The sequence below is a fragment of the Spiribacter salilacus genome, assembly GCF_009649225.1.
GTDB classification, from domain to species: Bacteria; Pseudomonadota; Gammaproteobacteria; order Nitrococcales; family Nitrococcaceae; genus Spiribacter; species Spiribacter salilacus.
Genome location: NZ_WJPP01000002.1, coordinates 319,548 through 337,953 on the forward strand (window position 1 = coordinate 319,548; position 18,406 = coordinate 337,953).

Annotated in this window: 16 protein-coding genes; 8 read left to right on the forward strand and 8 right to left on the reverse strand. The window is 56.2% G+C overall.

The window, feature by feature from the left end:
* The first annotated feature begins 9 nt into the window (after nucleotides 1-9).
* Nucleotides 10-459, forward strand: coding sequence for a universal stress protein (locus tag GH984_RS04500; protein WP_153719006.1), 450 nt, complete (start codon nucleotides 10-12; stop codon nucleotides 457-459).
* Here GH984_RS04500 and ampE read toward each other — a convergent pair.
* Both ampE and ampD read right to left on the reverse strand, forming a co-directional pair.
* Nucleotides 456-1,307, reverse strand: a complete 852-nt coding sequence (gene ampE / locus GH984_RS04505) for a regulatory signaling modulator protein AmpE (RefSeq protein ID WP_153719007.1) — start codon at nucleotides 1,305-1,307, stop codon at nucleotides 456-458. The genes GH984_RS04500 and ampE overlap by 4 nt on opposite strands.
* Entirely contained in the window at nucleotides 1,304-1,864 is a 561-nt protein-coding gene (ampD, locus tag GH984_RS04510; RefSeq protein WP_153719008.1) for a 1,6-anhydro-N-acetylmuramyl-L-alanine amidase AmpD, read from the reverse strand. Before ampD ends, ampE begins: the two co-directional genes overlap by 4 nt.
* A gap of 25 nt (nucleotides 1,865-1,889) precedes the next feature.
* Between ampD and GH984_RS04515 the strand changes: the two genes are divergently transcribed.
* Nucleotides 1,890-3,914, forward strand: a complete 2,025-nt coding sequence (locus GH984_RS04515) for a thioredoxin domain-containing protein (RefSeq protein WP_153719009.1) — start codon at nucleotides 1,890-1,892, stop codon at nucleotides 3,912-3,914.
* Nucleotides 3,915-3,920: 6 nt separating this feature from the next.
* Here the strand turns inward: GH984_RS04515 and GH984_RS04520 are convergent, their stop codons facing one another.
* The 3 genes from GH984_RS04520 to GH984_RS04530 are packed head-to-tail and all read right to left on the reverse strand — an operon-like array spanning nucleotide 3,921 to nucleotide 6,345.
* On the reverse strand, nucleotides 3,921-5,378 hold the full coding sequence (locus GH984_RS04520) for an FAD-binding domain-containing protein (protein WP_153719010.1): 1,458 nt from the start codon (nucleotides 5,376-5,378) through the stop codon (nucleotides 3,921-3,923).
* Entirely contained in the window at nucleotides 5,378-5,518 is a 141-nt protein-coding gene (locus GH984_RS10975; RefSeq protein WP_153719011.1) for a DUF2256 domain-containing protein, read from the reverse strand. Before GH984_RS10975 ends, GH984_RS04520 begins: the two co-directional genes overlap by 1 nt.
* Nucleotides 5,515-6,345, reverse strand: coding sequence for an NAD-dependent protein deacetylase (locus GH984_RS04530; RefSeq protein WP_216643621.1), 831 nt, complete (start codon nucleotides 6,343-6,345; stop codon nucleotides 5,515-5,517). The genes GH984_RS10975 and GH984_RS04530 overlap by 4 nt, the downstream gene beginning before the upstream one ends.
* A 36-nt stretch (nucleotides 6,346-6,381) precedes the next feature.
* Between GH984_RS04530 and GH984_RS04535 the strand changes: the two genes are divergently transcribed.
* Genes GH984_RS04535 through GH984_RS04540 form a run of 3 tightly spaced genes read left to right on the forward strand, consistent with a single transcriptional unit; the run spans nucleotide 6,382 to nucleotide 8,890 of the window.
* A complete protein-coding gene (locus GH984_RS04535; RefSeq protein WP_153719012.1) occupies nucleotides 6,382-7,566 on the forward strand; it encodes a Bcr/CflA family multidrug efflux MFS transporter in 1,185 nt (394 codons plus the stop codon).
* A 12-nt stretch (nucleotides 7,567-7,578) separates the two neighbouring features.
* Complete coding sequence (locus tag GH984_RS10770; RefSeq protein ID WP_172973167.1) at nucleotides 7,579-8,277, forward strand: hypothetical protein; 699 nt, start codon at nucleotides 7,579-7,581, stop codon at nucleotides 8,275-8,277.
* The gene (locus GH984_RS04540) at nucleotides 8,228-8,890 is read left to right on the forward strand and encodes an MlaC/ttg2D family ABC transporter substrate-binding protein (protein ID WP_172973168.1); all 663 of its coding nucleotides are present in this window, start codon (nucleotides 8,228-8,230) and stop codon (nucleotides 8,888-8,890) included. Before GH984_RS10770 ends, GH984_RS04540 begins: the two co-directional genes overlap by 50 nt.
* Here the strand turns inward: GH984_RS04540 and GH984_RS04545 are convergent.
* Both GH984_RS04545 and GH984_RS04550 read right to left on the reverse strand, forming a co-directional pair.
* A complete protein-coding gene (locus GH984_RS04545) occupies nucleotides 8,887-12,441 on the reverse strand; it encodes a lipocalin-like domain-containing protein (protein WP_153719014.1) in 3,555 nt (1,184 codons plus the stop codon). The genes GH984_RS04540 and GH984_RS04545 overlap by 4 nt on opposite strands.
* Nucleotides 12,441-13,112: an ABC transporter ATP-binding protein gene (locus GH984_RS04550; protein ID WP_153719015.1), complete on the reverse strand. Its 672-nt coding sequence runs from the start codon at nucleotides 13,110-13,112 to the stop codon at nucleotides 12,441-12,443. The genes GH984_RS04545 and GH984_RS04550 overlap by 1 nt, the downstream gene beginning before the upstream one ends.
* Before the next feature lie 51 nt (nucleotides 13,113-13,163).
* Here GH984_RS04550 and GH984_RS04555 point away from each other — a divergent pair, with 51 nt between their 5' ends.
* Genes GH984_RS04555 through GH984_RS04565 form a run of 3 tightly spaced genes read left to right on the forward strand, consistent with a single transcriptional unit; the run spans nucleotide 13,164 to nucleotide 15,193 of the window.
* Complete coding sequence (locus GH984_RS04555) at nucleotides 13,164-13,706, forward strand: NUDIX hydrolase (protein WP_153719016.1); 543 nt, start codon at nucleotides 13,164-13,166, stop codon at nucleotides 13,704-13,706.
* Complete coding sequence (gene msrA / locus GH984_RS04560) at nucleotides 13,703-14,236, forward strand: peptide-methionine (S)-S-oxide reductase MsrA (RefSeq protein WP_153719017.1); 534 nt, start codon at nucleotides 13,703-13,705, stop codon at nucleotides 14,234-14,236. Before GH984_RS04555 ends, msrA begins: the two co-directional genes overlap by 4 nt.
* A gap of 12 nt (nucleotides 14,237-14,248) precedes the next feature.
* On the forward strand, nucleotides 14,249-15,193 hold the full coding sequence (locus GH984_RS04565; RefSeq protein WP_153719018.1) for a DMT family transporter: 945 nt from the start codon (nucleotides 14,249-14,251) through the stop codon (nucleotides 15,191-15,193).
* Here GH984_RS04565 and GH984_RS04570 read toward each other — a convergent pair.
* Nucleotides 15,123-18,371: a DEAD/DEAH box helicase gene (locus GH984_RS04570; protein ID WP_153719019.1), complete on the reverse strand. Its 3,249-nt coding sequence runs from the start codon at nucleotides 18,369-18,371 to the stop codon at nucleotides 15,123-15,125. The two genes, GH984_RS04565 and GH984_RS04570, sit on opposite strands and share 71 nt — an antisense overlap.
* Nucleotides 18,372-18,406 lie beyond the last annotated feature (35 nt).

Genomic DNA, 18,406 nt, shown 5'->3' on the forward strand with positions numbered 1-18,406 from the left:
GGACTCTTTATGGCTGTATTTAACCGAATTTTAGTACCGGTCGATGGCTCCAGCGGCGCTGTGCAGGCGCTCGATAAAGCCGTGGCATTGCAAAAGCTCACTGATGCCGAAATTCTGGTGTTGTGTGTTTTTAAACATCACAGTTTAAGAGAGGCGTCCATTTCGATGGTGCGGCCCAATAAAATGGCGATCCCTGACGATGCACTTAAAGAATATGCCACCGATATTGCCATGTCAGCCAAGCAGTACATATTGGATCGAGATGTTGATGCCGAGAAGCTACGTGCATTTGTTAAGGGTGGGCGCCCTTCAGGCACGATCGTGCAATTTGCCCGGCAGCGTGATTGCGATTTAATTATTGTTGGTGCCACGGGCACGACAGGCGACTCAAGCGCGCTACTTGGCAGCGTGGCTCAGCGCGTGGCAGGCGCAGCCCATTGCCCGGTGTTAGTTGTTTAGCCTAAGCCAAATAATACAAGGGCAGCGGCAAAGGCCACCCATACATACAGTGCGCGGCGCAGCAGAGCATGTGCATCTTCTACGGCTTCCAGTGAATCATCCGTGCTGCCCACCGCACCGAATGCCGCATTAATCAGCCGCGCATCTTCGTTGTCTGACCCGGCCGTTTCCCAACGAGACCATGCCCACTTAAAATGCCCCGCCAGCGCCAGCCCCAGCACAAGCAGGCGATTGGGCAGCCAATCAAGCCACCCCAACAATCGCGCCAGGCATTCACAAAAACGCGGGCCCGTGTTGTCATGCCCATCGCTAAATGCACGCGCCAACACCACAAAGCGATACGCCACCGCCCCAACAGGGCCAAAAATCATGAACCAAAAGACCGGCGAAAACAGCCGCGTTCTTGCCCGCAGCACCATCGCACTGGCGGCGGCCTCGGGCAGCGCCGCAAACTCAACACCTTCTGCCAAGGGGCTGCCGCCCTGCAAAACTGTCAAACTGGCTCTGGCGGCTGTTTCGTCACCCTGACGCCAAGCCATCAAAAAATGCGCAAGCTCCGTTTCGATGGTTTCACCACCACCAAAGGCAAAACACAACGCCAAAATGCTTAAACCAATCCATACAAACCCAAGCAAGGCATCAGAAAAAACAAGCTGCAGGGCCAGCACAGGCAGCAATAATGGCAGTAATAAAATGGCGGCGCCAAGCGGCTGATCCCACAGCCCCATTGGCATTAAACGCTGCTGTAGCCAGGCTGCGTAACGGTTAAAACCCGTTGCACTGCGCCAGCCCCCGGGTGGCATCAGGCTATTAACGAATAGCGCAATTAACAGTGCAATCACTTTCATGGCGGTGTTATCCCCGTGCCAGCCGCTAAGCGCGACCAATCAAAAAATGGCCCCGGATCGGTTTTCCGACCGGGTGCAATATGACAATGCCCTACCACTCGGTTGGCGGCAATAGCAGGGTATGCGGTGCGCAAGACAGGAATTAAGGTTTGCAAACAGTCGTACTGCGCATCGGTGTAGGGATGATCGTCGCTGCCTTCTAGCTCTACCCCAATGGAGTAGTCGTTACATTCGGCCTGCCCCGCAAACCAAGACTCACCCGCATGCCATGCCCGATCGGTAAAAGCTACAAATTGGGTGACATCGCCCTGCCGGTCGATCAGTAAATGCGCAGAAACGCGTAAGCCAGCCAAATACGTAAATCGGGGGTCTGTTTGCGTATCTAGCGTATTGGTAAACAGAGCATGGATATACGGCCCGCCAAACTCCCCGGCTGGCAGGCTAATGCCATGCAGCACAATCAAGCTAGGCTCCTGCCCCACGGGGCGCGGCCCATAATGAGGGGAAGCGCAAATTGAAGCGCCACCTAGCCATCCACTACTACAATCTACCTGCATGCGTAAAATGATATCATCACCCGTTATGCAATCTTCGGTCGTTAATTCCAATCGCCTTGTTGATGCCAGCAGCCCCTACCTGCGTCAGCATGCCGATAACCCCGTGCACTGGCAGCCATGGGATGAAGCAGCGCTTGATGCCGCGCGTACGCTCAATAAACCCATTTTATTGTCTATTGGCTACGCTGCCTGTCACTGGTGTCATGTAATGGCGCACGAATCGTTTGCCGACCCGGCAACCGCCGAGCAAATGAATCGTGACTTCATTAACATTAAAGTGGATCGTGAAGAGCGGCCTGATCTTGATCGCATTTACCAAACAGCACACCAACTGCTCACCGGGCAAAGCGGCGGCTGGCCACTAACCGTTGTACTAACGCCTGATCAACTGCCTTTTTTCTCAGGCACCTACTTTCCGCCCCAACCCAAGCAAGGCATGGCCTCGTTTCGCGAAATGCTGAGTGAAGTCACTCGTGTGTGGAAAGACCGCCCTGCAGAAATTACCGAACAAAACGAACGAATGCGGCGAGTACTCGGCACATTGGGCAATACTGACGAGGGCGTCAATCCTGACCGGGCGTTACTCGATGCAGGCCGCAAGCAGCTGGCATCACGTTACGACCCAGCGTTTGGCGGATTTGGTTCGGCCCCAAAGTTTCCGCAACCCACCGCATTAGAGCGCCTGCTCCGCGAATATGCCCGCCGACGAGACGAAGGCAACCCCGATCGCGGCGCACTGCACATGGTTTGTCATACCCTACGCCGAATGGGGCTAGGCGGCATCTTCGATCAAATTGGTGGGGGGTTTTCGCGCTACGCAGTCGATGGGCAGTGGATGATTCCGCATTTTGAAAAAATGCTCTCAGATAATGCTCTGCTCATTATGGCCACCACCGATGCATGGCGCGCCACGGGCGATGAATTTTTTGCCCGCATTGCCCGTGAAACCGCCGACTGGGCACTGCGCGAAATGTTGCTGCCCGAAGGCGGCTTTGCCACCTCACTGGATGCCGACACCAGCGATGGCGAAGGTGCATTTTATTTGTGGACACCCATGCAGGTTAGCGAAGTACTAGACGGTGTCGATGCCCAAGTTGTAGTGCATCGACTCGGGCTAGATGAACGCCCCAATTTTGAGGGCCGTTGGCACCCTCAAGTGCACATGGCCTTCTCTGAGCTTGCCAAACGCCTGCAGTGCCCGCGTGAAGAGGTAGTTGAACGTTGGAACCGCGGCCGTGCTGCTCTGCTGGCTGCCCGGGATCAGCGCGAACGACCTGCCCGTGACGACAAGGTGCTTACCGCCTGGAATGCCCTAATGATTCGGGCGCTTGCACGGGCCGGCCGCTTTTTGAACGAACCTCGATATATCGATGCCGCAGAGCGCGCTGAAACATTCATTCGTGATCACCTCTGGCGTGAAGTGCGACTGGCGGTAAGCTGGCGTCAGGGCAAGCTCGGCATCCCCGGGTTTTTAGATGATCATGCGTTTATGTTGGCGGCATTGCTTGAACTACAGCAAGCCCGTTGGTCTCCAGGGCGTGAAGACTGGGCCTTTGCCTTGGCTGACACACTGCTTGAACATTTTGAAGACACTGAGCAAGGCGGCTTTTACTTTACCGCGGATGATCATGAAACACTGATCCAGCGCCCGCGGAGTTTTGCTGATGATGCCCTGCCTAACGGTAACGGCATTGCCGCAGAGGCACTGAATCGGCTGGGCATTTGGCAGGGAGAACCGCGCTACACTCAAGCTGCCGAGCGCACCATCCAAGCCGCCAGCGCCCGCATTCATGAAAGCCCTGGCGCCCATTGCGCACTACTCAATGCGCTGGATGAGCAGCTGACACCGCCAACGCTAGTCACGGTGCATGCAGGCGACCAGACCGAAGCATGGCGTGCGGTAACCGATACGGGGCTGCACCCCGCCCGGCTTGTTTTCTACCCCTTAGAGCACTCAGAACTCGGCGCGTGGGTATGCCGTGGTCACCACTGCCTACCCAAAGTTGACACCCCCACCGCGTTGCATGACCAGCTAGCGGGGGATGACTAAGACGGCTTAAAAATTCAGCGCTTGCTGCTGATACGTCTCGGGGGGGGTCCGCCGGGCTAGAATGCGCGCCTTGGCCTCTCTGGCGGCCTGCTCATGGTTCACAATTGGCATGGGGTAATCGTGACCCATTGTTACGCCATAGCGCTGTTGCAGAAGGGCCGGCAACTGCCAAGGCGCGTGAATCCATTCCGCTGGCACCGCACCAAGCTCGGGCACCCAGCGGCGAATATACTGCCCATCAGGGTCCTGATCGCGCGATTGTTTTACTGGATTGTAAATGCGCAACGCATGCACGCCGGTGGTACCCGCCTGCATTTGGATTTGGCAATAATGAATACCGGGCTCGTAATCTGTAAAACAGCGCGCTAAATGCAATGCCGGCTGCCGCCAGTGCAGCCAAAGATGATAACTGGAGAAAGCCACCAGCATTGCGCGCATGCGAAAGTTAATCCACCCATCATGCACAAGCTGGCGCATACAGGCATCAACAAACGGAATGCCCGTCTGTCCCGTTGCCCATGCTGTGTAACGCGCTTGATTGATGTTGTGTTCATCGCGCAGGCCATCATCGCCAGGGTTACGATTTTTCCATTCAATCGAGGGATCCATTTCTAGCTTTTGAATAAAATGGCAGTGCCAATGCAGTCGAGATTCAAAAGACTTTAATGACTTGGCCCAGGCGCTACCGGGAGACTCAGCCCGCACAGCCGCCCATCGCTCTCGATGCCGCTGCACAATCTCACGCAATGACAGCGTGCCGTAAGCAATATGAGGTGAAAGGCGAGAGCACATGGTGGCCGCTGAGCTTGGGCTCGACATGCCTTGGCGATAGTGCTGCCCACGCGTTGCCAAAAAGCTCTCCAATAACTGCTCTGCAGCCTGCCGCCCCCCTGCTTGGCGACCGGGGCAGGCCAACTGGCCTTCGCCCAGCGTTTCTGGCCATTCAATACGGGGCATAGCAACAACGGGTTGGGCCGGCTGAGCCGCTTGTGCAAGCGGATCAACAACAGGCTGCGTCATCTGCGCCTCCCATTGCTTAACCCAGTGAGTGCGCTTGCGCAAACCCCGTACAACTCCAAAAGTAGGCGTTTGCTGCCAGTCTACTTGGGCGTTTCGACACCACTGGGCAACGGCGTGATCGCGCTCGTAGCTCCAGCCATTGCCCGTTTCTTGATGCGAGTGAATTGCGCCAAAGGGCGCTTGTGCATGCAGCTGTGCAAAAACTCTAGGCAGACTGCCTTTAAGCACTAACAACTCAAGACCCAGCTCAGACAGCGCCGTTTGCAGCTCTACTAAACTGTCTTTAATAAAATCCCAATGCCGCTGAGCACTATCTGGCTGCGCCCAAAGCTCAGGTTCAATCACATACACTGGGCGCACTGGGCCAGCAGCCATCGCCGCGTTTAATGGCGCATGATCAGCAACGCGCAAGTCTCGCTTAAACCACACTAGCTGATCCGCCATCACTCCACCTTTTTGGCGCGATTCCGCCGGCAGCGCTCTGAACAATAGCGGACCGAGTCCCAGTCTTTTGCCCATTTACGGCGCCAATTAAAGGGCCGTTCACAAACAACACAAATTTTACTCGGCAAGGGGCGCTTCATAACTGCTCCAAGGCGCTTAACCCATTGCAACAATCTATGGTGACTCGGCCTAGCGCTTCTGCGTCGCCGCGCGTTACACCCAGCCCAAGAATATAAACGGGCTTGCCGGCTGCGGCTGCCGCCCGAACAAACCGATAGCCAGACCACACCATTAATGAGGAGCCAACCACCAGTAGTGCGCCCGATTGGCCCAGCATTTCTCGCACAATGTTAACGCGCTCTACGGGAACATTTTCACCAAAAAATACCACAGCCGGTTTGAGTAGTCCGCCACATGCCGAGCAGGCAGGCACCTTAAACTGGGCGTAGTCTGCGGTATGTAAATCGGCGTCGCCATCAGGTGCAACACCGCTGTAATGCACACTTGTGGACCAATGAGGATTGGCTGCTTCCAATGCCATTTGATGTTGCTGGCGCGGCATAACTCGCCCGCAATCTAAACACTCCACACGATCAAGCCGACCGTGTAAATCCACCACCTGCTGGCTGCCTGCCTGCTGATGCAACCCATCCACATTTTGCGTGACTAAGCCCTGAATTTGCCCACGCCGCTCAAGGCTTGCCAGTGCATGATGGGCCGCATTTGGCTGAGCGCGCTCTACGGTGCGCCAACCCACCAGGCTGCGTGCCCAGTAGCGCTGCCGCCCCAACTCGCTGCCCACAAACTCACTAAGCTGCATCGGCGCAGGTCGCTTCCAAGCGCCAGAATGATCACGATAGTCAGGAATGCCCGATCCCGTAGACACCCCCGCACCGGTTAACACCATCACCGGCGCGGCATTCTGCAGGGCCTGTGCTAACTCGGGCAAGCTCATCTCATGGGGCATGGGAGAATCCTTGTCTAAAGCTTATAATGATGGGTTATGCCTAATTCTGATATCCGTTTAAAAAAGACCATGATCGTCATTCTTGGCGTGATTACCGCATTTGCGCCGCTATCGATCGATCTTTATCTTCCCGCGCTGCCACAGCTCAGCAATGAGCTAGGTATTTCATCAATGCTGGCGCAGCAAAGTTTGAGCCTGTTTTTTGTGGGCCTAGCCACAGGCCAACTTTTTTATGGGCCGCTAGCTGACCGCTATGGCCGCCGCGCACCGCTTACCGCAGGCATTTTACTCTACCTGAGCGCCACGGTGGTTTGCGCGCTGGCACCCAATATCGAAACCTTACTAATCGGTCGTCTGCTGCAGGGCTTTGGGGCCGCAGCAGGCCCAGTCATTGCGCGTGCGATTGTTCGTGACATCTACTCTGGCAGACGCGCAGCGCAGGTCATGTCATTCGTGATCTTGGTGATGGCTGCAGCACCCCTAGTTGCGCCTATCCTCGGCGGATGGATTACGACACTACTGGGTTGGCGCGCCAACTTTTGGGTGCTGGGGGCCTTTGGGGTAATGTGCCTGCTACTGGTGATGTACAGCATTCCAGAAACCCACCCGCAGCATGCCCGCCCAATAAGCGCCTTGCGCTATCTGTTTAGTGGCTACTTACCCGTTATTACCGATACCGCCTCACTACCGTTATTAGGGGCTGGCGGCATGGCCTTTGCCGCGCTATTTGCTTATGTTGCGGGCAGCCCGTTTGTTTACACCGAGGTATTTGGAGTATCCGAAACCGCGTTTGGGTATTTCTTTGGGCTTAATGTGATTGGCTTAGTGCTGGGCAATCTGCTCAATAGTCAGTTGGTCATGCATTATGGAGCGCGCCGGCTAATGCAGTTTGGCATTAGCATTTTGGCTACGGGATCAATCTGCATGCTCATCTTGGTGTTAAACGGGGTCACTAGCCAGTGGATCATTACTCCATTTTTATTTATCTCGCTAGGCACCGTGGGTGTTATTGCGGCCAACACCGTTTCTAGCTTACTCAACCGCCATCCACAAAACGCCGGCGCGGCCTCGGCGCTCTTTGGCGTATCGCAATTTGGGCTAGGCGCACTGAGCGCGCTGATTATTGGTCTACTCCCATTTGAACCATTACTGGCGATGGCGGTTGTGATGACAGGTAGCGGCCTACTGGCAGTTTTTTCGATGTTACAGCTCAAGCGGTGATATGGTTTTGGTATGGGACGCGAGAACGACCGGATTGACCACCTCATTGGCTGTATTCCGACTCGAAGCATGCCCGCCACTTTAATCGCCAGCAGCGGTCATCACTGCGAAGTCTGGCGATCCAGTGGCACTGTGCGACGCAAAGGATGGCGTAGCCCGTTGGATATTGTTATCAAAATCCCGCGGCAACCCTTATCAGCGCATGAGGCCAAAACGCTGCAGCGTGAGCATGGGCAGCTGCGTAAGGCGCTTGGCGAAATTGTGCCACCGGCGCTTTTTGTGCGTACCCGTATTGATGGCGTTGAAAGCCTAGTGGCCATGGCACCCACGGTGTCGCGCTGGTTTGATTTGGCTAATCCAGCGCATGAGGCAGAAGCGGCGCCTTTACTCAGCCAGCTGCCAGAGGCTCGGCACGCACTGAAGCGATTTGTTGAACAAGCCGAGCTTTGGTATGCCAAAGAAGATAAGGTCATTGATCTCTACGGGCTTGATAACCTTGTGTTAGACCGTAACCGCCAACTGCGGTACATCGATAGTTTTGGAGTGTTTTTCTATGCCGATCTGCTGCACCTGGTACCAGAGCATGATGCCGCGCTGGCTAACCGCATCGCCTTATCAAGGCGCCGGCTTGCCTATCTTCAGCACCTCTTGGCGCTGTGTAATGAGCGCGACAATGCTGACGCTGAGCCTGCTGCTAGGGCTGCTGATTAGCCACACCGCCTTCGCTACTAACGATTCGCCCGAGGCCGTTGTTGATCGTGTGGTCCGCGATACCCTTGAGGCGATTAGTGACAATATTGACGCCATTAAAGCGGATGATGCGGTTGCCCAAGAAATTGTCGATACGCAGATTCTGCCCTGGTTTGACACCCAACTAATGGCCCGCTTTACGATGGGCCGGCTGGCGCGGCAGGCCAGCGAAGATGAGATTTCGCGTTTTACAAGCGCTCTAGAGCAACGCATCGCCAATCTTTATGTCGATGCCCTAAAGGAATTTGCCACAGAAACGGTGGATTTTGCCGAAAATGGCGAGGTGCAGCTGCGCACCGTGAGCGAAGAGTCACCCCGCGCCGTTATTAGCGCGCGGGTGATTGGCCCCAATGTTGAAGACACCACCCTGCGCCTTCAGCTGTATTATCGCGATGATCGCTGGCGGGTATTTGACGTAGAAACAAGCGGGGTCAGCTTGTTAATCGTTTTTCGCGATGCGCTACAGCCCTCGGGGCGTGACGGCGGCATACCGGCAATGATTGCTGCGTTAGAAGAGGGTGATCTGAAAATTGAAGAAGCACTAGAAGCGGAAGTGGAAAAGAACGAAGACTAATACCCCGTCAGCTCCATGTACCCCACGCCATGGGTAGTCCCCTGTACGCCAACCGCCCCTTCCCAATAGCGAATAGTGGTTGGCATTTCTTGTTGATCTAAGCGAGCCTCAACGGCCAGATCAAGGCCTTGCTCGGGAATGACGAGCGACCATTCAACTGGGTAACGCGAGTCGGTATTAGGGCTTTGCCAATGCCGAGTGGGCGTTAAGGTAAAGTCATCCGCGCCCAGCACGGTAGACTGCCCATCAGGCTCAACCACAATACCGGCAGACTGCGGCGCGGTGCTGCCATCGGTTCGTCGTAACCGATAGACCATCACATCGCGGCCATCCTCAAGTTGTAGAGAAAACCAGTCCCAGCCCGCTTGATTACTATCTAGTGCACTTGTGCTCCATTCCCGATCTAACCAGGCGCTGCCCGTTACCGTGTAGGTTTGATTGGCAAAGTCAATCTGACCCTCGGCGCTTAAGCGGGTAAATGAGTAGTAACGTGAGGCGTTGCCCGGATCTTCACCTTTTTGACTGTAGCCCGCGTTGCCCTGCAGTACATGCGGCTTAAGCGCGGTTAAGTGAAGATCCAGCCCGATTTCGGTTGGCTCATCTTGTGCACTGAGCTGCAGCGGAAACAGTGTTTGATCTGTTTGTGATTGCGCCTGCCAATTATCCATCCACACCCGTACCGGGCGCACTTCTGCCCCGGCTAAACCGAGTGCGCCGCGCTGATAGCGCTCTACCGCCCGATGGGAGCCACCGGTAATGTCGGTAATCGCAAAATGCCCCATCCATGCCTGACGTGTGGCCCAATCAGAGCGACGGGCCGGCGGCTCAGGGTCTAGCGCCGATCGAAATAATGTCAGCTGAAAACCAAACTCTCGCCCCTGTTCATCTGCCAAATTACCCACGAAATACCACCACTCTGTGCGGTAATCAGGATGGGCGCCATGATCATCAGGAAACACCAAGGGCTGCGGCCCGGTTACTCGCGCAAATCGATCGGTATCGATATCTGGCCCCATCACCTCGGCCATATTCTGTGCTTGCGCCGCACCCACCGCGGCCACCAACAACAACGCCGGCGTTAATCGCGCCGCTCGAAAGGCTGGCTGAATGGCTGCAATTAACGCGGCAAAAACGGCCAGCGCCACCCCCTCTAATAAGGGCATGGCCTGCAAATCAAAGCCCATCGTCCACCCAAAAGCGCGTTGATTGATCACAAAAACCAGCAGCCAAGCAAGCGCCACGCCCAGTGGGATGGCACACAGCCCCGCCACTAGGCCCAGCAAACCGCTTTGGCCGCCGATAACCCAGCCTAGACCACCACGACTCAATCCAATGGCTCGCAGCACGGCAAACTCTCTTGTTCTATCCAAATGCAAAGCCATTAAGGCACCCAGCACGCCAACAAATGCCACCAGGCCCGCCAGCCAACGTAACACCTCGGTAATGGCAAAGGTGCGATCGAAGATTGCTAAGGACTGATCAAAAATGGCGGCATTATCAACCACTCGAGCGCCTGGCGTGTTGCCCACCATCTGCTCTAGCGTTGCCAATACCGCGGCACGATCGGCTTGAGGTTGCAAATGAACCCCTATGCCGGATAGTGCATCATCGTTGTACAGCGTTTGATAAAGCGCCCTTCGCATGAGCACCACTCCGCCGGGTGAGGCGTAATCACGGTGCACGCCCGCTACGGTAAAGTTCTGCTGCTCAGCCCCCACGGGTAGCTGTATCGAATCGCCTGGGGCGAGGTTTTGCCGGCTGGCAAAAGCTTCGCTCACCAGCACCGCGCGAGTATTGGCAAATGCCTGTAGGGCGGCATCTGGGTTGCCCTGTCGGATATCCACCGCCGGGGGTTGTCCGGCCGGCAGTTCAAGTGCCCATAGCTCGATGGGCCCCTGATCGGTTGCTAAATCTACCCAGCGGGAGCGGCTCACATAATCAACGCTGGATAAATCACCAAGCGAGTTTGCTAGCGAATCGGTTAGCACACGCTCAGGCGCTGATAGGTAAAAATCAGCGGCCAAGGAGCCCTCTAACCAGTTCACCACACTGCCACGAAAACTGCTGATCATAACTGCCACGCCAATCACCGCGGCAACGGCAACAGTTAACGCGGCAACCGCCACGCCCGTGCGGCTGAGCGAGGCTACTGCGCCTTCCACAATTAATCCCGCGTAGGGTCGGCCACGCGTGAAGGGCCGCAATAGCGCGCCCACCATCAGCACCACTAACGGGGTGAGTAGAGCCGCGCCCATAATCAACACAAATAGCCCAAAAAAGGCAGATACCAAACCTGAACCTAACCCAATAATCAGTGCGGCCAGCAACAGTGCGCCCACCGCAATAATGGCGCTTTTTTTGGCAAGCCAACGGGCCCTCGTTTCAAGATGTGCGCGTGATAGGGCGGCACGCGGGGGCGTGCCTGCCGCCTCCAGCGCGGGCATTAAAGCGGCCACCACTGAACCTAGCAAACCCACAACAAGCCCGGCCGCCAAGCTAAAGGGCGAGAGCACCAGCTGGCCGGCTGTTTGCGCAAAATACAAATCACCCACGGTTTGAAGCACTAGCCCCACCAGCCCGTGCGCCAGCAGATAACCCAACCCAAGGCCTAGCGCTGTGCCCAAGGCGCCGATTAATAGGGCATCCATTAAGACCTGCTGCAAAATCTGTTGCCGCTTGACGCCCATGGCACGCAAAACACCGATGGTTGCCCGACGGCGCACCGCAATAAAGGCCAGCGTGTTAAAAACCAAAAAGGCGCCTACCACCACCGCTAGCAGTGATAGCGCCGTGAGGTTGGTGTGAAACGCCCGACTCATCTCGACCACCGCATTGGCACTGGCGCCAGCCAGCACTAAACGCGCGTTATTTTCTGCCAGCAAGGCCTCAACCTGCCCCACTTGATCGGGCGTGAGAATTAAATCGATGCGGCTCAGCACACCATGGCGTTGCAACAAATGCTGAGCTGCTGCGATATCGGCCACAACCAGACCACGGGCCTGATCATCAGGATCTTCAACCACCGCCACCACCTCAACGGTTTGTGGCTTTCCAGATGCCAATAGCGTTAACGAATCACCCGCTGCCACGCCAAGCCGCGCCGCCTCAAATTCTCCCAGAGCCACCGCATCGTCTCGCAATAAAAGCGCATTAAAGGCATCACCCAGCGTATCGCCACTGCCAATGGGGCGCTGAAAGGGGCCTTCAGCAAATGCATCTAAACCCAGCAAGGTGAGTGCCCGGCGCTCAGGCTCAGGCCGAGTCACCCCGCCCTCAAGCACTGGCGCTGCCTGCTGCAGGCCGAGTGTTGTGCGCAGCTCGGTGTAAATCTGCTCATCAATGCCATCTGGGCCGCCCACTACTTGGTGGGTGGCGCGCCCAGCAACAGATTCTAAAGACAACCGCATCGCCTCGCGCGCCGAGTGGTTCGCCAAATCCACGGCCACCACCACCGCCACGGCAATGGCCACGCCCACAATGGCAAGCACGCTTTGCACCGGATGCCGACGCAAATCTGACCACCCCATCCGATAAAGCACCGGCAATCTCATTAATGGCCCTCGGCTTCTACCAAACGGCCTTCGCGTATGGTCAGTAGCTGATCAGCTAACCCCACCACCTCAGGCGCGTGAGTCACCATAATCAAGGTGCGACCGGCTGAGCGGCATAGCGAATCGAGCAATTGCACAATCCGCTCAGCGTTGGCCAAGTCGAGGTTGCCCGTTGGCTCGTCAGCAAAAATGTAGGCGGGTTCGTGAATCAGTGCTCGCGCAATCGCCACGCGCTGCTGCTCACCGCCGGAGAGCTGATCGGGCCAATCATGCTCTCTGCCCTGCAAATCAACACGGGCCAGCCATTCGGACACTTTGTTGCCCTCGGCAATCCCATTGAGTTGCAGGGGTAGGCGCAGATTATCGGCCACACTCAGCGTTGGAATGAGGTTATAGGACTGAAAAACAAAGCCCATACGACGCCGCCGCAATGCGGTCAGCGCACCATCATTCATGGTTGCTAAGTCAACGCCATCAACCTTTACCAAGCCCTGACTCGGGGTGTCTAGCCCGCCTAGTAAATTTAGCAGGGTAGATTTACCCGACCCGCTGCGGCCAATGACCACCACAAACTGCCCGTCAGTAATTTTTCCGGAAACACCGTCGAGCACCAGCCGGCGGGGGTGCTCCCCATACCATCGGGTTAAAGACTCAAAAATGATTTCACTCAAAGCCGGCAACTCCTCAGCATTCCATCGTGTGCTCTGCTATCCTCTCAGAGTATGAATAACCCAATTGATTCCAACGCAGGCCCCCGGCTTTATCGCATTCCTGACGGCGATGATCGAGAGCGTTTGACCTGCCCGGATTGTGGCTACGTTGCATACGAAAATCCACGCATTGTGGTGGGTGTTGTAGCGCGGGCCAGCGACGAACGCATTTTGCTGTGCCGGCGCGCCATTCCACCGCGCATTGGGTATTGGACCCTGCCTGCCGGGTATATGGAACTTAACGAAACCGCTGAGCATGGCGCGATGCGCGAGGCTTGGGAAGAGGCACGCGCCCAGCTAGAGCTAACGGGACTACTCGCCATATATAGCCTTGCCCGCATTCATCAGGTCCAACTAATCTACCGTGCCATATTAACGCAAGATGAGGTATCCGCCGGGCCAGAATCACAGGAAGTTAAACTTTTCCATTACGACGAACTCCCCTGGGATGAGCTTGCCTTCCCTACCGTCGACTGGGCCCTAAAACACGATCATCAAGCGCATCTATCTGGCTATACTAAAGCCTTCTCCAACCCAACGGAGGATGAAGCATGACAACCGCAACTTTAGGTGGCGGCTGCTTTTGGTGTCTGGAAGCCGTTTTTCAAAGACTGCAAGGCGTAACCGCCGTTACCTCTGGCTACGCGGGTGGCACAACTGTTGATCCTGATTATCGCAGCGTTTGCAGCGGCACAACGGGGCATGCCGAAGTGGTACGCATCGAATTTGACCCGCTGCTTATCGATTTTGAAACCCTGCTCGAGGTGTTTTTTACCATTCACGACCCCACCACGCCGAATCGGCAAGGGGCCGATGTCGGCACACAATATCGCTCGATCATTCTGTGGGAAACGGAAGACCAACGCGCCAGCGCAAACGCCATTATTGAACGGCTTACTCGAGAAGGCGCATTCGCCAACCCCATCGTAACCGAGGTCACACCGCTTACCACGTTTTATCCGGCTGAATCTTCACATCAGGATTACTACAACAGCGCACCCAATCAGCCCTATTGTCAGGTCGTCATCTTGCCCAAATTACTCAAAGCTCAAGATAAACACCCTGAGCGTTGGCGCGGCGACTAAAGCCGCGCTTTCATGAGCACACGAGACTGGGCACTTTTGCTGCTGCTTTCGGGCGTATGGGGCGGCTCGTTTTTCTTTTTTGAAGTTGCGCTTGCCAGCGTACCGCCGTTTACCGTGGTACTGGCGCGCGTTGGGCTTGCGGCGATCATTCTGCTGGTAATTGCCCGACTACGCGGCTGCATTCTGCCGTTTTCTCTGACCATTGCGCGCCGGTATTTATTGCTGGGCGCCATCAGTAATGCCCTGCCATTTTCCTTTATTGTGTGGGGTCAAACCCAAATTCCCAGCGGCTTGGCCTCAATTATTAATGCAATGACACCCATTTGGGCGGTTTTAGTGGGGTTACTGATTCGCAGCGATGAGCGATTAACTACGCCAAAGGCCATTGGCATTTTATTAGGCTTTGCCGGCGTTGCCGTGCTGCTAGGCCCTGATCTACTTCAAGAGCTCGATCCTTACAGCCTGGGGCAACTCTCTGTGCTGGCCGCTACCATCTGCTACGGCTTTGCTGTGCATTATGGACGCCGATTTGGCGGCACCACACCTTTGGTGAACGCAGCCTATATGCTCAGCGCGGCTACGGTATGGCTGCTACCGGTTGCGTTGGTGGTTGAGCAACCCTGGACGGTCAGCCCCGGCTTTGTTGGCTGGTCAGCCCTCATTGGGCTTGCCACCGTTTGTACCGCGTTTGCCTACCTTTTGTACTTCCGCCTACTTGCCTCCGCCGGCGCAACCAACATCTCTTTGGTTACCTTTTTGGTGCCCGTATCGGCCATCAGCTTAGGCGCGGTTTTTTTGGGGGAGCGACTCGGCCCGAATGCCTTTATCGGCATGGGCATTTTATTTAGTGGATTGGCGATGATTGATGGGCGATTGTGGCGACGGTTCAGTCAGAAGACAAATCTGGCAGCGGCGCAAATAAAGACTCCACCACGTTCGGATCCAACGGATCCATAGCCTTTAAAGCGCCATCGCCTAAAAGCCGAGCACTCAAGTCGGCTTTTTCCTGCTGAAGCTCCATCATTCGATCTTCAACGGTGCCACGGGTGAGCAAGTGATACACAAACACCGGATTATGCTGACCAATGCGATGCGCACGATCCGTGGCTTGGCGCGCTACGGCGGGGTTCCACCACGGGTCGTAGTGAATCACGGTGTCTGCTGCGGTCAGATTTAACCCAGTGCCGCCTGCCTTTAGACTGATTAAAAAGAGGGGGACTTCGCCACGCTGAAATTGATTAACCACGCCTTCGCGATCTCGCGTTGCACCGGTTAGCTTGACCCATTGATGGCCTCGCTCGCGCAATGCCTCTTCAATAATTTCCAGCATCCGTGTGAATTGCGAAAAAATAAGTACGCGCCGATCGGCTTGACGCAACTCATCCACCAAATCGAGTAACAGATCTAATTTGACTGACTCACGCGGCGCCGATGCCTCAGCACCCGACACCAAACGCGGGTCACAACAAACCTCGCGCAACTTTAGCAGCGCATCTAAAACTACCATGCGTGACTGCGGGCGCCCACTGGCTGCCAGTGCCTCCTGCACACGCAGCTGCTGGCCGGCTAATAGTTGCTCGTAGAGGTCACGCTGCCGGCCCATTAATTCGGCATACAGTGGCATTTCCGTTTTTTCAGGCAGGTCGCTAGCAATGGCCTGTTTCGTGCGGCGCAGGATAAACGGGGCAACCCGCTCGCGCAGGGTTTGTAGCCGCTGCTCATCTTGAGCTTGCTCGATGGGACGGCGATAAACACGCTTAAACGCTGCCGCATTGCCGAGCAGCCCCGGCGCAACAAAATCAAACTGTGCCCAAAGCTCGCCAAGATGATTTTCCAGTGGCGTACCCGTTAGGCTTATGCGCTGCTGAGCCACCAGCCTACGCACGGCCCGAGCCGCCTGTGCGCGAGGGTTTTTGACCGCCTGCGCCTCATCCAACACCACTAGGTGCCAGCGGCGATGGGCCAGCACATCAATATCTTTAACCAATAGCCCATAAGTGGTTAACACCACATCACAGGTGCTTGCTGCTTTGGTAATTGCATGCCGTTGCGGGCCATGCAAACGCAGTACGCTTAGGCCCGGAGCAAAGCGCTCAATTTCGCGCTCCCAGTTAAATAGCAGGCTGGTGGGCACTACGATGAGGCTTGGCGCTAGCGCGCGCCCAGATTCTTTTTCTAGCAACAGATGCGCGATTACCTGGAGCGTTTTGCCCAGCCCCATGTCATCCGCTAACACACCCCCTAAGCCCGAGCGTGCTAAGTACTGCAGCCAACTCACGCCCACTTGCTGGTAGGGGCGCAGTTCACCGCGCAAGCCCGAAGGCGTGGGCGCTGGGGGCTGATCCTCAATTGCAGCAAGTCGTGACCCTAGCGCACGTATGCTCTGGTCGCCCTGCCAATCAAGGGCCTGCTCAGGCGCCATGCGCTCGAGTGCCTCTAAAAGTGCGGCACGACCCAGGGGCAAGGCCAAACGCCCATCGCGCAGATGTAACGCGGGGTCATAAAGCTCGGTAAGACCCTTGAGCAGCGTCTGGAGCCAGCGATTCGGCACTGCAATCATCCGGCCATCATCTAAATCCAGCAGCAAATGGCCTTTGGCATCTGATGCCTCAAGCGCTTTGGGCGTCATCCCTTCCGGATTATCGCGAATTAACGCGAGTAAACGGGGCAAAACGGCATGCCGCTCGCCATCTACTTCTACCGAAAGATCAAACTCAAACCAATCGGGCTGGCGCTCTCGCTGCCAGGCGCCCACCTGCCACTGCTCGCCTTCCACTAATCGCCAAGGAAAGCGCGGCTCTATCTCTACGTTCCATCCCTCTGCCTGCAGCATAGGCAGTTTTTCAGCCACAAACCGCCGCCATTCACTCACACTCTCCGCCGCCATACGGCCTTGCGTCAGACAACCGAGGGGAGACAGACCCATTGCCTTAAGTTGTTCAAAGGCGGCCTCCTCAGCGGCTTTGTCGCGCCGATACTCTATGACCTGGCCTCCCACCACTTCGCAAACGGCATCACCCGCCCAATCCCCAGCAATTTGGTGTCCGCCATAGTCAAAACCAAACTCGGCCACCGCCTGAGTCCAATCGCTATGCTTGACTCGGGTGGGGTCTTCTAAACGCGTCAAACGCAATGCCGGCACCGGCTTAACATCGTTCATGCGTCGCCGGCGCGGTGCGCTTGGCGCTGGCACGGGCAAGGTGGCCTTGCCTAAGGCTCTGGCAAGCGCAGGCAGATCTTCTGCACCCACCTCTGGCGCATCTAATATGGAATCCACCACCCGCGGCGGAATGTCGATCTGTAAGCCGCCGTATTGATGCGTAACGGGATCAATCCAAACCGGTGGGTTAGCCCGTGGGGTAAGCAGTTGCGTCTCTTCAGCTTGCAGCACTAAGCGCTGCCCACCTTCAATATTTGGCTGCCAAACTAGCTGACCCGGACGGTCTATGCCTTTTTGTAGAGGCGGGTTTTGTGGGCTTTGCCAATGGGCACGATGCGTTTGTGTGAGCAGATCAAGCAAAAATGCCAAATCATCCGGCGGCAATGCGGTGCCCGGTTCGCCAAGCAGACGCAAGATACGCCGATCAACCGGTTGGAGTAACTCAGGCGGTGCCCGCCTCACCCCGGCAAAAGGCATCAGCCGCCCATAACTGCCATCACGTCGACGCCGAACACGCTTTGGGGTGCAAACAATGGCGCCCGCATCGGCCTGCTCCAGTAGATAAATGAGGCATTCACCAATGTGGGCATCTGGCGAGCATGCGGCGGCAACTTCAAGCTCGGCTAACCAATGCTGAATAGCGGGATTATGACTTTTTAAACAGGCCGGTGCGGTGCGACCCAGATAATGCAAAATGGCCGCAACTGCGTGCGCACAGCCCTCGCCCTCCGAACAGCTGCAATAGCAGGTAACGGGCAACGGAGACGGCAAGGGATGGATTCGGCAGTCGACAGACACTACCTGGCGGCGATCAGCCTGCACCCGAGCAAAAAAACCCTGACCACCCGGGCTGCAGTCAAGCACGGCTTGTTCACGCAACAGCCGCTCACCCTGCTCGAGTGATTCTCGAGAAAAGCGCTCCCACAGGGCTACTTCGCCCCGCTCGGTTATCCACTGCTCCAGCGGCTCGGTCAACAGACGTGCTCCCGACTTCTGTGATACTCAACCCG